Here is a 14,169-nt window from a genome sequence, read left to right as displayed (position 1 = left end):
AGGGAAAGCGTGTTCTCAGAGGACCCGGACAAGGTGTCCCCATGACCACGACCTCGCCCCAGGGGCGCACCGAACTGCTGAGGCCGGACGGGAGCCCCGTCCGAGTGCTTGTGGTGGACGACGAGCTGTCGATCACCGAACTCCTTTCCATGGCCCTCCGTTACGAGGGCTGGCAGATCAGGAGCGCCGGTGACGGCCACGGTGCCGTCCAGACCGCCCGGGAGTTCCGGCCCGACGCCGTCGTCCTCGACATGATGCTGCCCGACATGGACGGCCTCGCGGTCCTGGGACGCCTGCGGCGCGAGCTGCCCGACGTACCCGTCCTCTTCCTGACCGCGAAGGACGCGGTGGAGGACCGCATCGCCGGGCTCACCGCCGGCGGCGACGACTACGTCACCAAGCCGTTCAGCCTGGAGGAGGTCGTGGCCCGGCTGCGCGGGCTCATCCGCCGCTCCGGTGCCGCCGACCGGCGGTCCGACTCCGTGCTCGTCGTCGGCGACCTCACCCTGGACGAGGACAGCCACGAGGTGTCGCGGGCCGGGGAGAACATCCACCTCACCGCCACCGAGTTCGAACTCCTGCGCTTTCTCATGCGCAACCCGCGGCGCGTGCTCAGCAAGGCGCAGATCCTCGACCGTGTGTGGTCGTACGACTTCGGCGGCCAGGCCAATGTGGTCGAGCTCTACATCTCGTATCTGCGCAGGAAGATCGACGCAGGCCGGGAGCCGATGATCCACACCCGGCGTGGGGCCGGCTATCTGATCAAGCCCGCAGCGGTATGAGCGGGCAACGACGGCCGCGTGCGCAGAAGAGACATGGGGGTCCCCCCGCTCGAACGAAGCTGAGAGCGGGGAAGGGACAGCCGCGGAGCCTGCGGACGCGGCTCGTCGTCGCGTCGGTGGTGCTGATCGCGGTGGTGTGCGCGGTGATCGGCACCGTGACCACGCTCGCTCTGCACGACCACCTGTACGGCCAGCTGGACGACAAGGTGCACGACGTCGCCATGCGCGCGGTCGGCGGCCGCATGGACGGCAAGCAGCCGCCGGGCGACCAGGGCACCGTCCCGGACGCCCGTCCCGGCGCGGACGACGAGACGCCGGCGAGCGCCAAGGCCGCGAAGTTCGTCAAGCTGCCCCCGACGCAGGCCAAGACCATCGCCGCGTACGTGGAAGACGGCAAGATCGTCAGTGCTGCCGTCTCCGAGCAGCAGAACAACAGCTACGGCGTCTTCACGAAGATGCGCGCCGACAACCTCGACGCCGCGCAGAAGGCGGCCATCGCCTCCGTGGCGAGGGACCGCGAGGCGCACTCCGTGGACGTCCCGGGCCTCGGTGAGTACCGCGTCCAGTACGTCACGAGCCAGGATGGCAGCGACTCGTACTACGTCGCGCTGCCGACCACCGAGGTCAACAACACCATCAACACCCTGATCCTCGTCGAGGTCAGCGTCACCGCCGCAGGCCTGGGCGCCGCCGTCATCGCCGGTTACGTCCTCGTCGGCCTGGCCACCCGCCCCCTGCGCCGCGTCGCCACCACCGCCACCCGGGTCTCCGAACTCCCCCTGCACACCGGCGAGGTGAACCTCAGCGAGCGGGTGCCGGAGTCCGAGACCGATCCGCACACCGAGGTCGGGCAGGTCGGTGCCGCGCTCAACCGGATGCTCGACCATGTGCACGGCGCCCTGCACGCCCGCCAGCAGAGCGAGATGCGGGTGCGGCAGTTCGTCGCCGACGCGAGCCATGAACTCAGAACCCCCCTCGCCTCCATCCGCGGGTACGCCGAACTCACCCGGCGCGGACGCGAGCAGGTCGGGCCCGACACCCGGCACGCCCTGGGCCGTATCGAGTCCGAGGCGGGCCGGATGACACTGCTCGTCGAGGACCTGCTGCTGCTCGCGCGCCTGGACGCCGGGCGGCCGCTCCAGTTCGAGCACACCGACCTCGTTCCGCTGGTCGTGGACACCATCAGCGACTCGCGCGCGGCCGGCATGGACCACAACTGGCGGCTCGACCTGCCCGACGAACCGGCGCTGGTGTCGGCGGACGCGGCACGCATCCAGCAGGTGCTGGTCAATCTGCTGGGCAACGCCCGCAAACACACCCCACCCGGTACGACGGTCACCGCACGCGTCCAGCGGCGCGGGCCGTGGATGTGCGTCGACGTGGAGGACAACGGCCAGGGCATCCCGCCCGAGCTGCTGCCGCACGTCTTCGAGCGGTTTGCCAGGGGTGACTCCGCGCGGTCCCGGTCCACCGGGTCCACCGGTCTGGGGCTCGCCATCGTGCAGGCCGTCGCGACCGCGCACGGCGGTGCCGTCACCGTCGACAGCATCCCGGGGCGGACCGTGTTCACGGTGCATCTGCCCGCGCTCGGCCCCGTGCCGCCGCAGCCCGACCCGGAAACGAACTGGCAGTCGCACTCACAGGCACAGCACAGCGCCACCACATGGGTGCAACAGGGCACGTGACCAGAGTCGTTCCCATGCGAACCGACTCTTCTCCCGGCACCCTGCCGGCGCGGGAGCACCTCCCGGCCGGCGACGCCGGTACGCCTGTCCTGGACGTAGTGATCCCCGTCTACAACGAGGAGAAGGACCTCCGGCCCTGCGTGCTCAGACTGCACGAGCACCTCGAGCGCACCTTCCCGTACGCGTTCCGCATCACCGTCGCGGACAACGCGTCCACGGACACCACCCCGCGGGTGGCGGCGCGGCTGGCGGCGGAGATCGCCGAGGTGAGGTCGTACCGGCTGGAGCAGAAGGGCCGCGGGCGTGCGCTGCGGACCGTCTGGTCCGCCTCGGACGCCCCGATCCTCGCCTACATGGACGTCGATCTGTCCACCGACCTCAACGCACTGCTGCCGCTGGTGGCACCGCTGATCTCGGGTCACTCGGACCTGGCGATCGGTTCCCGGCTGACCCGCAGCTCGCGCGTGGTGCGCGGCGCCAAGCGGGAGTTCATCAGCCGCTCGTACAACCTGATCCTGCGCGGCTCGCTGCAGGCCCGCTTCTCGGACGCGCAGTGCGGCTTCAAGGCGATCCGGCGTGATGTCGCCCAGGTGCTGCTGCCGCTGATCGAGGACACCGGCTGGTTCTTCGACACCGAGATGCTGGTCCTCGCCGAACGGGCCGGGCTCCGTATCCACGAGGTGCCCGTCGACTGGGTCGACGACCCGGACTCGACCGTGCACATCGCGAAGACGGCGACCGACGACCTCAAGGGCGTGTGGCGGGTGGGCAAGGCCCTGGCCACGGGGTCGCTGCCGCTGGACCGGATCACCCGCCCGTTCGGCGACGACCCGCGCGACCGCGAGATCAAGGACGTGCCCAAGGGGCTGGCCCGCCAGCTCGTCGGATTCTGTGTCGTCGGCGGTCTCTCGACGCTCTTCTACCTCCTGCTCTACAGCGGCTTCCGGCAGTTCTCCGGCTCGCAGGTCGCCAACGCGCTCGCGCTGCTGGTCTCGGCCGTCGCGAACACCGCGGCCAACCGGCGCCTGACCTTCGGGGTGCGCGGGCGCGGCGGAGCCGTCCGGCACCAGGCGCAGGGCCTGGTCGTCTTCGGCATCGGCCTCGCCCTCACCAGCGGCTCGCTGGCCGCCCTGAACGCGGCCACCGGCAGCCCCGCGCACGCCACCGAACTGGCGGTGCTGATCGCCGCCAACCTCGCGGCGACGGTGCTGCGCTTCCTGCTCTTCCGCGCGTGGGTCTTCCCGGACCGCGGCGACACCGACCAGGTGTCGACGGTCGTGGCCGCGCACAACCCGTCCTCGCCGACCTACGCGACGACGGTTCCGTACCGGCCGGGCGGCAGGCCGCTCCCGCAGCGCCCGCCGCAGCACACGCCGTACCAGACCACCCAGTTCCGCGCCGGTGAAGCCGCGGACGGCAACTGGAGGGACGCCACCATGCGGTTGCAGCCGGTGCGCCCTCACGACACCGACCCGGGGGATGCCCGATGACCATCCAGTACGACCGGACGACCCACCCCGCGGCCCCTGCACCCGAGTCCGGCGAACCCCGGCAGCCCTTCGTACGGAGACTGTGGCGCGGCCGGCCCGAGGACCCGCGCTGGGTGCGCCCGGCCTTCCTCGGCCTGCTGGCCGCCACCTTCCTGCTCTACCTGTACAACCTGAGCGCCTCCGGCTACGCCAACTCCTTCTACTCGGCGGCCGTCCAGGCGGGCAGCAAGTCCTGGAAGGCGCTCTTCTTCGGCTCGCTGGACGCGGGCAACGCCATCACCGTCGACAAGCCCCCGGCCTCGCTGTGGCCGATGGCCCTGTCGGTGCGGATCTTCGGTCTCAACTCTTGGGCGATCCTGGTCCCCGAGGTCATCATGGGCGTCCTCACGGTCGCCGTCGTCTACGCGGCCGTACGCCGCCGGTTCAGCCCCGCGTCCGGCCTGATCGCGGGCGCCGTGCTCGCGCTCACCCCCGTCGCGGCGCTGATGTTCCGGTTCAACAACCCGGACGCGATGCTGGCGCTGCTGATGGCCGTCGCCTGCTACATGGTCGTCCGCGCCCTTGAGGACGGCCGCACGAAGTGGCTGGTCTGGGCGGGTGTCGCGATCGGCTTCGCCTTCCTCGCCAAGACCCTGCAGGCCTTCCTGATCCTGCCGCCGCTGGCCATCGTGTACGCGGTGTGCGCGCCGGTGCAGCTGAAGAAGCGCTTCGGACAGCTGGCCCTGGCCACGCTCGCGCTGGTCGTCTCCGGCGGCTGGTGGGTCGCGATCGTCGAACTGTGGCCGGCGTCCTCCCGCCCCTACATCGGCGGCTCGCAGAACAACTCCTTCCTGGAGCTGACCTTCGGCTACAACGGCCTCGGCCGGCTCAACGGCGACGAGACCGGCAGCGTGGGCGGCGGCGGTGGCGGCAACGGCACGAGCATGTGGGGCGAGACCGGCTGGGACCGGATGTTCAACTCCGAGATCGGCGGCCAGATCTCCTGGCTGCTGCCGGCCGCGCTGATCCTGCTGGTCGCGGGCCTGGTGGCGACGCGCAGGCTGCGGCGGACCTCCGTCACCCGCGGTTCGTTCCTGGTCTGGGGCGGTTCGCTGCTGATGACCATGGTCGTCTTCAGCTACATGGCGGGCATCTTCCACCAGTACTACACGGTGGCCCTCGCCCCCTACCTGGCGGCCGTCATCGGCATGGGTGCCGGACTGCTGTGGGAGAAGCGCGCCGAGCTGTGGGCGTCGATCACCCTCGCCGTGTCGGTCGTCGCGGCCGCGGCCTGGGGCTACGTCCTGCTCAACCGCACCTCCGACTATCTGCCCTGGCTGAAGTGGCTGGTCCTGATCGGCGGCCTGACCGCCGCCCTGGGCCTCGTCTTCGCGGGCCGCGTGTCGCGTCGGCTGGCGCTCGGTGCGGCCGCGCTCGGTCTCGTCGCCGCGCTGGCGGGTCCTACGGCGTACACCCTCAGCACGCTGCGGGAGGGCCACAGCGGCTCCATCGTCACGGCCGGCCCGGCCGGCGCGAGCACGATGGGCGGCGGCCGCGGCGGTCCCGGCGGTGGGACGGGCGGCGGTGTCGGCGGCTTCGGCGGCGGCATGCCGGGCCAGAACCAGCAGGGGCAGCAGGGCCGGCAGAACGGGAACGGCTTCCCCGGCGGCGGAATGCCGGGGCAGAACCCGCAAGGTCAGCAGGGCCGGCAGAACGGCAACGGGACCATCCAGGGCCAGCAGGGCCAGGGCTTCCCCGGTGGCGGTCAGCCGGGTGAAGGCGGCGGCATGGGCGGCGGAGGTGGCGTCGGCGGCCTGCTCAACGGCGCGAGCGTCTCCTCCGAGGCCAAGAAGCTGCTGGAGACGGACGCCGGGAAATACACCTGGGTCGCCGCGTCCATCGGCTCACAGAACGCCGCGAGCTACCAGCTGGCCACGGGTGAGCCGGTGATGGCGATCGGCGGCTTCAACGGCACCGACCCGTCCCCGACGCCGGCCCAGTTCAAGAAGTACGTGGCGGACGGCAAGATCCACTACTTCATCTCCGGCGGTGGCATGGGCGGTGGCATGGGCGGCAGGTCCAGCGGTACGTCCTCGCAGATCACCTCGTGGGTGCAGAGCAACTTCAAGAAGGTGACGGTCGGTTCGGCCACGTTCTATGACCTCACGCAGAAGACCGGCAGCTGACGATCGCCGGGCAGGGCCGGGCAGAGCCGGGCAGGAGAAGGGCGGGTGGCTGCGGCCGCCCGCCCTTCGGGTTCCGCTCGGGCCCGCATGGCGGAGCGATATATCGGCGCAGTCCCGCGTCCCTTATGGGGGTGTTGCGGTTCTAGCATTTCGTTGAGTGGCCGGAGTTCTCGAGGAAGGTGCGCCGATGGTCAAGGCAGCCGAGCGGTCGGTGCGGTCGAGCGTCTGGCTGGAGGGCAAGGCCCGCCGCAGCGGGCGCGCGGGGCAGCCCTCCGGTCTCGATCGTGAGCGGATCACCGAGGTGACCGTGCGGCTGCTGGATGCCGAGGGTCTGGCCAAGTTCTCGATGCGGAGGCTCGCGGCCGGACTGCACGTCACCGCGATGTCCGTGTACTGGTACGTCGACACCAAGGACGACCTGCTGGAACTCGCCCTGGACGCGGTCTACGGCGAGCTGCGGCTGCCCGATCCGGAGGCCGGGGACGAGGACTGGCGCGACCAGCTGCGCACGCTGGCCACGGAATACCGTGCGCTTCTCGTCCGGCACCCCTGGCTGTCGCCGCTCGCAGGGCGGTATCTCAACATCGGCCCGAACTCGCTCGCGTTCTCCCGGGCGGTGCAGCAGGTCATCCGCCGGACCGGGCTGCCCGCGCACGGCGTCACGGGCGCCATCTCCGCCGTCTTCCAGTTCGTCTACGGCTTCGGCACGGTCGAGGGCCACTTCGCCGCGCGGGTCGAGGCCGCGGGCCTGACCCCCGACGAGTACTTCCGCACCGCCATGAGCGCGGTGTCCGAGGCCCCGCAGACCGCCGGCGTGATCAAGGAGTCCAAGGACATCATGGCGGCCCGCGGCGGCGACACGGTCGAGGAGATGCTGGACCGCGACTTCACTTTCGCCCTGGACCTACTGGTGTCAGGAATCGAGGCGATGGTCACCCGCGGCTGACCGGGAGGGGCCCGGCCCCCGCTCACGACCCCCACCGCGGCGGGGGACCCGGTGATCGACTTGCCCTGCTTGCCCATGGCCTCGCGGGCCCTTTCGCCTGCGCTCCTCGCGCTGCTCCGCAGGCTCCGGAGCGCTGTGCAGGACTCCGCCCGCCGAGTGGTGGTGTGCCGTGATGGTCGGCCTTCGGCCACCAGCGGTGCGGGGAGCCGCCGGTGGCCGCGGGCCCCGGCGCTCCGGAGCGGCCCGGGCAATCGACTTGCCGCGCCTTGGTGGTCAGTCCCCGGCCACCAGCCGGCCCGGGAAGCTGCCGGTGGTCACCGGGCCCCGGCGCTCCGGGGTGGCCCGGGCAGCCGGCTTGCCGTGCCTTGGTGGTCAGTCCTCGGTCACCAGCCGGGCCGGGAAGCCGCCCGTGGCCACCGGGCCCCAGCGGTCCGGAGTGATGCGGATGATCGACTTGCCCTGTTTGCGCATCGCCTCGCGGTACTCGGCCCAGTCCGGGTGTTCGCCGGCGATGTTGCGGTAGTACTCCACCAGCGGTTCCACCGAGTCGGGGGAGTCGATGACCTCTGCCGTTCCGTCGATCTGGACCCACGGGCCGTTCCAGTCGTCGCTCAGTACGATCAGGCTGACCCGTGGGTCCCGCTTGGCGTTGCGCGTCTTGGCGCGTTCCGGGTAGGTGGAGACCACGATCCGCCCCGAGTCGTCGACCCCGCAGGTCAGCGGCGAGCCCTGGGGTCCGCCGTCGGCCCGCCTGGTCAGCAGGATGGCGCGGTGACGGGGGCGTACGAAGTCCAGCAACTCGTCCAGGGAGACGGACGTGTTGGTCGCGATGTTCGGTGCCATGGGGGCAGCCTAGAGGCAGCGGACCCGGATCCGGCTGACCCTGCTGTGCCTACGCCTGTGGCAGCGACCCGCCCTGCACCGCCTGGATGTCCAGCTCCACCTTCAGCGTCGTACCGATCGCGGCGATGCCCGCCTGGACGACCTGGTTGTAGTTCATCGCGAAGTCCTCGCGGTGCAGCTCCGCCGTCGCCCGGAAGGCCGCGCGGGTGCCGCCCCAGGGGTCGGAGCCGGTGCCGAGGTAGGCGAGGTCCAGGTCGACGGGTCGTACGACACCGTGCATCGACAGTTCGCCGTGGACCGTCCAGCGGTCGGCGCCGGCCGCGGCGAGGCCCGTCGAGCGGTAGGTGATCTCGGGGTGGCGCTCGACGTCCAGGAAGTCCGCGGAGCGCAGATGCGTGTCGCGCATGTCGTTGCCGGTGTCGATGGAGGCCGCCCGGATGACGGCCCGGACCCGGGACTCGGTGAGGTCGTCGGGCGCGATCTCGACCGTGCCCGCGAACTCCGTGAACCGGCCGCGCACGCTGGAGATCCCGAGGTGCTGGGCGACGGCGCCCACGCTGGAGTGGGCCGGGTCGACGGTCCACGGGCCGGGCGGGGGCAGCTCGGTGCCGCCCTGCCGGGCCAGTGTCACCGTGCCGACCTCGGCCCGCCCGCTCGCGGTGACGATCGCGCCGGCGGCGGCGGGCGCGTACCCGACGGCCGTGACGATCACCGTGTACGCCCCCGGCGCGAGCTCGGTCGTGTCCCGTACGGCCCCCTCCGGGTCGGCCTCGGCGCGCAGTACCTGCCTGCCCGTCCCATCGGCCACCGTGACGACCGCGTGCGACACGGCCCATCCGTCCCGGGTACGGATCCTCGCGGTCAGTGCCATCCCGTTTTCTCCCCAAAACATAAGAAACTGGTCATTATGCGACCGGCCCGTGCCGGACGCGCCTCCGCTCGGAGCGCGCCCGGCCCGGGCCGGGGCCGAACTACTCGCCGGGGTGGGCGAGTTCGATGTCGTGGCCGTCGACTCCGGTGCCGTTCACCGTGAGGGCCGTGGCCACCGGCGGGTAGCCCGTCGCGATGACGGTGTACTCGCCGCTGTTCAGGTCGGCGAAGGCATACGCCCCGTCCGTCCCGGTCGTGGCCGAGCCGACCACGTTGCCCGCCGCGTCCACGAGGGTCACCCGGGCGTCGGCCAGCGGGCCGTGCGGGGCCCGTACGACGCCCTGGAGCTGGGCGCCGGCGTCCAGGTCGACCGCGATCCGGGTGACACCGGTGGCGCCGATCTCGACCGGCAGCGCGCGGGGCCGGAACCCGGCCGCGTTCACCGCCACGGTCACCGCACCCGGCACCAGCTCGGCGAAGCCGAACTCGCCCTGCTCACCGGTGATCCCGGTGGCCAGCAGGTCCCCGCGCACATCGGTGACGATCACCATCGCGTCCTTGACCGGCAGCGCGCTCCCGGCGGCCCGGACGGTGCCGCTCAGGCCGCTGGTGCCGCTGAGCAGGATGTCGTACGACACCGGGTCGTCCCCCACGACGACCGTGGACGCCTGCGGCTGGTAGCCGTCCGCGGAGGCGATCAGGACGTACGAGCCCGCGCCCGGCGCTTCCACCCCGTAGGAACCGTCGGCCTGGGCGACCGCGCGGCCCAGCTGGCGGCCGGAGAGGGAGATCAGGGTGACCGCGGCCTGCGCGACCGGGGCGCTCTCGGCACCGCGGACGAAGCCGTGGACCGGGACACCGCCCTGCTCGGGCTGCCGGGGGACGGGCACGGTGGCGACGGCGGTGAGCTGCCGGGTGCCGGCCGCCTCGGTGTCGGCCTCCGGGTCCACGACCGGGGTGGCCCAGCTGGGCACCTGCGCCTCGGTGGGAGTCTCCTCGGCGGGGGCCTCGGCGGCGACGGCGACGGCGGCCGGGGTCTCGGCCTCGGCCTTGGCCTCGGCGGCCTGGGCCAGGGCGCCCGCGGTCCGCAGCGGGACCTCCTTGATGAACAGGGTGACCAGGAAGGCGAGGAGGGCGACCGGCGTGACGTACAGGAAGATGTCGGCGATGCCGTGCCCGTACGCGCCCTCCAGCCAGGTGCGGATGTGCGGGGGCAGCAGGTCCATGTCCGGCAGCTGACCGGTGCCCGTGGCCTTGGCGGCAGCCAGCTGCTCCTTGGGCTTCAGCCGGCCGATCGTGTCCGTGGCGTAGTGGGTGATGCGGGTGGCCATCACGGAGCCGAGCGCCGAGACGCCCATCGCACCGCCGAGGGACCGGAAGAAGGTGACGACCGAGCTGGCGGCGCCGAGTTCGTGCGGGGCGACCTGGTTCTGGGTGGACAGGACCAGGTTCTGCATCATCATGCCGAGGCCCAGGCCCATGACCGCCATGAAGATCGCGATCTTCCAGTAGTCGGTGTCGTAGCGCATGCTGCTCAGCAGGCCCAGGCCGGCCGTCAGCAGTACACCGCCCGTGACCAGCCACGCCTTCCACTTGCCGGTCTTGGTGATGATCTGGCCGGAGACGGTGGAGGAGACGAACAGACCGGCGATCATCGGGATCGTCATGACGCCCGACATCGTCGGGGACTTGTCGCGCGCCAGCTGGAAGTACTGGCTGAAGAAGACGGTGCCGGCGAACATCGCGATGCCGACGAACAGGGAGGCGAGCGAGGCCAGCGTGATGGTGCGGTTCCGGAACAGGCGCAGCGGGATGATCGGCTCGTCGGCCTTCGTCTCGATGAGGAGGAAGATCAGCGCCAGGACAAGCGCGCCGCCGACCATCGTGTAGGTCTGCCAGGACAGCCAGTCGTACTTGTCGTCGGCGAAGGTGACCCAGATCAGCAGCAGGCTGACGGCGGCGGTGATGAAGAAGGCACCGGCCCAGTCGACCTTGACCGCACGCTTGTGCTCGGGCAGGTGCAGCGTCTTCTGCAGCACGACCAGCGCGATCAGCGCGAAGGGCACTCCGACGTAGAGGCACCAGCGCCAGCCGAGCCAGTCGGTGTCGGTGATGACGCCGCCGACGAGCGGGCCGCCGACGGTGGCGACCGCGAAGGTGGCACCCAGGTAACCGCTGTAGCGGCCCCGCTCCCGCGGCGAGATCATCGCGGCCATGATGATCTGGGCCAGCGCGGTCAGACCGCCGGCGCCCAGACCCTGGATGACACGGGCGCCGATGAGCATGCCCGGGTTCTGCGCCAGACCGGCGACGACCGAGCCCGCGATATAGATGACCAGGGCTATCTGGACGAGCGCCTTCTTGCTGACCAGGTCGGCGAGCTTGCCCCAGAGCGGGGTGGAGGCGGTCATCGCCAGCAACGCGGCCGTGACGACCCAGGTGTAGGCGCTCTGGCCGCCGCCGAGGTCCTTGATGATCTCGGGCAGGGCGTTGGAGACGATCGTGGACGACAGGATCGCGGCGAACATGCCGAGCAGCAGCCCGGAGAGCGCCTCCATGATCTGCCGGTGCGACATGGGGGCGTGGCCGGGGCCGTGGCCGTGGCCTCCCCCGTGCTTGGCGTGGGCCCGCACACCGGCCGGTGTGGTCGTTGCCATGGGTTTCCTTCTCTTACGTGGTTATGCGGGTGTACGGGTGGTCGTGTCGAGTACGGGTGCGAGGGCGGTCAGGCGGGGATGGGCGGACCGGCAGTCGCCGAAGCTCGCCCGCAGCCGGGTCATCAGCCGGATCAGCTGGGCGACCTCCTCGTCGGTCCAGTCGCTCAGGCGCTCTGCCAGCAGTTCGGCAGTGCGCCGGGACAGTTCGACGAGGGTGGCCCTGCCCGCGGGGGTGAGGCGCAGGATGCGCGAGCGCTTGTCGGCGGGGTCGGGGGACCGCTCGATCCAGCCCCGCTCGGCGACATGCGCGACATGCCGGCTGGTCACGGACATGTCCACGGCCAGCAGCTCGGCGAGCTTGCTCATGCGCATGTCCCCGTGACCGCCGAGCAGCGTCAGTACGGCTGCGGATCCGGCCGGGCAGTCGTGCGGAAGGATCCGCCCCAGGTCCCGTTTGACCGCTCCGACGGCGCTGAGCTGACGCGCCAGCTCCTCGAACTGCGCCTGCTCCGCCATCACACCTCCCAGATTCGTTGCTTGAGGCAACTGTAAGGGATGTTTGGTTGCTGCAGGCAAACAAATCGGGGTGGCCGGGGACAAAAACTTGGCAAAGACAAGTATTGCGAACGTAAATGCGCTGGTGGGAGTGGGTGCGGATGGCCCGTATATGCGGGTGGCCCCCCACTTGGGCCGCATCCCCGGATTCGCTAGTGTCTCGGGCCATGGCTAACACCCAGGGCCCCCAGGGCAACTACGACCCCGCAGGCAGCACTCAGATGTTCCGCGCGTTCGTCGACGAGTCCCCTCAGGGGGGCAGGCAGCAGGCTTCCGCCCCGGCGGGCCCGCGCATCGGACTGATCATCGGCGTCATCGTCGCGGTGGCGGTCGTGGCGGCGGTTGCCTGGCTGGCGCTGAAGTAGCGCGGCTACTTCCAGTCGACGGCCACGTCCCGCGTCTCGATGTGCATCCCCAGCGGTACGCGCCAGGCGTCGACGCACACCGTCCACGTGTGCTTCTTCTGCGCGACCGCCTCGATCGGGGCCGGGAGGTCCTCCGTCGACTCGATCGTGGCCCAGTCGATGCCGAGGGCGCCGATGATGTGGGTGCCGAAGGTCACCTCGCCCGAACGGACCGCGGTTCCGCCCGAGTTGTGAAAGGTGACCGTCACCTTCTCGCACCAGCGCCGGTCCGTCGCCTCGCGGGACGGCGGGTCCCAGGTGAGGGCCGCCGGCGACGGGGGTGCCTCGGTCGGATCAGGAGCTGGAGCGGGCGTCGACGGGCGAGGCGATGTCTGCCGACCCGTCCCGCGGCCGGGTGGCGTCCCGGCCGTGCCCGGGGAGCCGGGGATGTCGCCGCCGGGAGTCTCACCGAGGGTGGGCGCCTGGGACGGGGCTACTGACGGGGCCGCTTCGGAAGTCCCGGGCGTGGACGGCGCGTTGTGTCCGCCGTCCGTCACTCCGTCGAGCGGCGTCAGTGTCACCCTTCCGGTCGGACTCACCGCCGTCCGGGGTGACGTGCCTGCCGGGCCCACCGCCGTGTAGCCGCCGGCGCCGCTGCCGCCCGCGCAGGACGCGAGCAGTCCGCCCAGACAGACGACGGCCGCCGACGCTGCCGTAACGGCGCCTCGGCGGCCACTCGTCCATGGAGCCCATGTCGTCCGGAGCATCGCGCCATGGTGGCTGACACTCCGTCAAATAGGAAGCTCCGTGCGGGGCTTCCGTGCGGATCGGTCGGATCGATCGTCGATCGGATCAGTCGGAGATGAGTCCCTCGCGCAGCTGGGCCAGGGTGCGGGTCAGAAGACGCGAGACGTGCATCTGGGAGATGCCGACCTCCTCGCCGATCTGGGACTGGGTCATGTTGGCGAAGAAGCGGAGCATGATGATCCGCCGTTCGCGGGGCGGGAGTTTGGCCAGCAGCGGCTTCAGCGACTCGCGGTACTCCACGCCCTCCAGGGCGGTGTCCTCGTAGCCGAGGCGGTCCGCGAGCGAGCCCTCGCCGCCGTCGTCCTCGGGGGCCGGGGAGTCCAGTGAGGAGGCCGTGTAGGCGTTGCCGACCGCCAGGCCGTCGACCACGTCCTCCTCGGACACGCCCAGTACGGCGGCCAGTTCGGCGACCGTGGGGGAGCGGTCCAGCTTCTGGGAGAGTTCGTCGCTGGCCTTGGTGAGGGCCAGCCGCAGCTCCTGGAGCCGGCGCGGGACGCGGACCGACCAGGACGTGTCGCGGAAGAAGCGCTTGATCTCGCCCACGACCGTCGGCATCGCGAACGTCGGGAACTCCACGCCGCGTTCGCAGTCGAAGCGGTCGATCGCCTTGATGAGGCCGATGGTGCCGACCTGGACGATGTCCTCCATCGGCTCGTTGCGGCTGCGGAAGCGGGCCGCCGCGTAGCGCACGAGCGGGAGGTTGAGCTCGATCAGCGTGTCCCGGACGTAGACACGCTCGGGGCTGTGTTCGTCGAGTGCGGCGAGCCGCAGGAACAGGGAGCGGGACAGGGTGCGGGTGTCGATGTCCGCCGAGGCCGGCAAGGCCTGGACATCTGCGGCGGCCGGGAGCTCCGGGGCCGGAGGGGCCTGGAGGGCCGTGACGTCGTCGAGCACGTCGATAGCGTCGAGCTCCTTGGGCGCTGCCTCGCTTTTCGTGGGCGTGAGCACCTTCGAGCTGCCCTGGTCTGCGGACATGCCACCCCCTTTGGGTCGCGGGACGGTCGCGGCGGCGATCCTTTCGAGGA

General features: G+C 71.1%; 12 protein-coding genes. 6 read left to right on the top strand and 6 right to left on the bottom strand.

The window, feature by feature from the left end; all coding sequences use genetic code 11:
• Window positions 1-41: 41 nt before the first annotated feature.
• The 5 genes from ACFY1J_RS42025 (at window position 42) to ACFY1J_RS42005 (ending at window position 7,068) form a co-directional block, all read left to right on the top strand.
• Window positions 42-782, top strand: a complete 741-nt coding sequence (locus ACFY1J_RS42025; RefSeq protein ID WP_390712337.1) for a response regulator transcription factor — start codon at window positions 42-44, stop codon at window positions 780-782.
• Window positions 779-2,467 (top strand): sensor histidine kinase, encoded by a 1,689-nt coding sequence (locus ACFY1J_RS42020; protein WP_390712336.1) that lies wholly within the window; start codon window positions 779-781, stop codon window positions 2,465-2,467. Before ACFY1J_RS42025 ends, ACFY1J_RS42020 begins: the two co-directional genes overlap by 4 nt.
• 14 nt (window positions 2,468-2,481) lie before the next feature.
• Window positions 2,482-3,957, top strand: coding sequence for a glycosyltransferase (locus tag ACFY1J_RS42015; RefSeq protein WP_390712335.1), 1,476 nt, complete (start codon window positions 2,482-2,484; stop codon window positions 3,955-3,957).
• Window positions 3,954-6,122, top strand: a complete 2,169-nt coding sequence (locus ACFY1J_RS42010; protein ID WP_390712334.1) for an ArnT family glycosyltransferase — start codon at window positions 3,954-3,956, stop codon at window positions 6,120-6,122. Before ACFY1J_RS42015 ends, ACFY1J_RS42010 begins: the two co-directional genes overlap by 4 nt.
• Before the next feature lie 187 nt (window positions 6,123-6,309).
• Entirely contained in the window at window positions 6,310-7,068 is a 759-nt protein-coding gene (locus ACFY1J_RS42005; protein WP_390712333.1) for a TetR/AcrR family transcriptional regulator, read from the top strand.
• Between the two features lie 372 nt (window positions 7,069-7,440).
• On the opposite strand, the gene ACFY1J_RS42000 is transcribed toward ACFY1J_RS42005, so the two are convergent.
• The 4 genes from ACFY1J_RS42000 to ACFY1J_RS41985 all read right to left on the bottom strand — a co-directional run bounded on the left by ACFY1J_RS42000 (window position 7,441) and on the right by ACFY1J_RS41985 (window position 11,954).
• The gene (locus tag ACFY1J_RS42000) at window positions 7,441-7,911 is read right to left on the bottom strand and encodes a PPOX class F420-dependent oxidoreductase (protein WP_390712332.1); all 471 of its coding nucleotides are present in this window, start codon (window positions 7,909-7,911) and stop codon (window positions 7,441-7,443) included.
• 49 nt (window positions 7,912-7,960) lie between these two features.
• Window positions 7,961-8,782, bottom strand: a complete 822-nt coding sequence (locus ACFY1J_RS41995) for a YceI family protein (protein WP_390733055.1) — start codon at window positions 8,780-8,782, stop codon at window positions 7,961-7,963.
• Between the two features lie 100 nt (window positions 8,783-8,882).
• Window positions 8,883-11,438 (bottom strand): MFS transporter, encoded by a 2,556-nt coding sequence (locus ACFY1J_RS41990; protein WP_390712330.1) that lies wholly within the window; start codon window positions 11,436-11,438, stop codon window positions 8,883-8,885.
• Between the two features lie 21 nt (window positions 11,439-11,459).
• The gene (locus ACFY1J_RS41985) at window positions 11,460-11,954 is read right to left on the bottom strand and encodes a MarR family winged helix-turn-helix transcriptional regulator (protein WP_390712329.1); all 495 of its coding nucleotides are present in this window, start codon (window positions 11,952-11,954) and stop codon (window positions 11,460-11,462) included.
• 206 nt (window positions 11,955-12,160) lie between these two features.
• On the opposite strand from ACFY1J_RS41985, the gene ACFY1J_RS41980 reads away from it, so the two are divergent.
• A complete protein-coding gene (locus ACFY1J_RS41980; protein ID WP_363299561.1) occupies window positions 12,161-12,358 on the top strand; it encodes a hypothetical protein in 198 nt (65 codons plus the stop codon).
• Window positions 12,359-12,363: 5 nt separating this feature from the next.
• Here the strand turns inward: ACFY1J_RS41980 and ACFY1J_RS41975 are convergent, their stop codons facing one another.
• A complete protein-coding gene (locus tag ACFY1J_RS41975) occupies window positions 12,364-12,606 on the bottom strand; it encodes a hypothetical protein (RefSeq protein ID WP_390712328.1) in 243 nt (80 codons plus the stop codon).
• 583 nt (window positions 12,607-13,189) lie between these two features.
• On the bottom strand, window positions 13,190-14,119 hold the full coding sequence (locus tag ACFY1J_RS41970) for an RNA polymerase sigma factor SigF (protein WP_390712327.1): 930 nt from the start codon (window positions 14,117-14,119) through the stop codon (window positions 13,190-13,192).
• Between the last annotated feature and the right edge of the window lie 50 nt (window positions 14,120-14,169).

The organism is Streptomyces sp. NPDC001406, from assembly GCF_042895285.1.
Classification (GTDB): Bacteria; Actinomycetota; Actinomycetes; order Streptomycetales; family Streptomycetaceae; genus Streptomyces.
Note: the sequence above shows the minus strand (reverse complement) of the source record. Positions and strands in the feature narration are given on the sequence as shown.

Excerpts from the sequence above, each read along its gene's own strand:
- ACFY1J_RS41985 (WP_390712329.1), bottom strand. The coding sequence starts at position 11,954 with ATGGCGGAGCAGGCGCAGTTCGAGGAGCTGGCGCGTCAGCTCAGCGCC.
- ACFY1J_RS41980 (WP_363299561.1), top strand. The coding sequence starts at position 12,161 with ATGGCTAACACCCAGGGCCCCCAGGGCAACTACGACCCCGCAGGCAGC.
- ACFY1J_RS42015 (WP_390712335.1), top strand. The coding sequence starts at position 2,482 with ATGCGAACCGACTCTTCTCCCGGCACCCTGCCGGCGCGGGAGCACCTC.
- ACFY1J_RS41970 (WP_390712327.1), bottom strand. The coding sequence starts at position 14,119 with ATGTCCGCAGACCAGGGCAGCTCGAAGGTGCTCACGCCCACGAAAAGC.
- ACFY1J_RS42005 (WP_390712333.1), top strand. The coding sequence starts at position 6,310 with ATGGTCAAGGCAGCCGAGCGGTCGGTGCGGTCGAGCGTCTGGCTGGAG.
- ACFY1J_RS41990 (WP_390712330.1), bottom strand. The coding sequence starts at position 11,438 with ATGGCAACGACCACACCGGCCGGTGTGCGGGCCCACGCCAAGCACGGG.
- ACFY1J_RS41995 (WP_390733055.1), bottom strand. The coding sequence starts at position 8,782 with ATGGCACTGACCGCGAGGATCCGTACCCGGGACGGATGGGCCGTGTCG.
- ACFY1J_RS42000 (WP_390712332.1), bottom strand. The coding sequence starts at position 7,911 with ATGGCACCGAACATCGCGACCAACACGTCCGTCTCCCTGGACGAGTTG.
- ACFY1J_RS42020 (WP_390712336.1), top strand. The coding sequence starts at position 779 with ATGAGCGGGCAACGACGGCCGCGTGCGCAGAAGAGACATGGGGGTCCC.
- ACFY1J_RS42010 (WP_390712334.1), top strand. The coding sequence starts at position 3,954 with ATGACCATCCAGTACGACCGGACGACCCACCCCGCGGCCCCTGCACCC.
- ACFY1J_RS42025 (WP_390712337.1), top strand. The coding sequence starts at position 42 with ATGACCACGACCTCGCCCCAGGGGCGCACCGAACTGCTGAGGCCGGAC.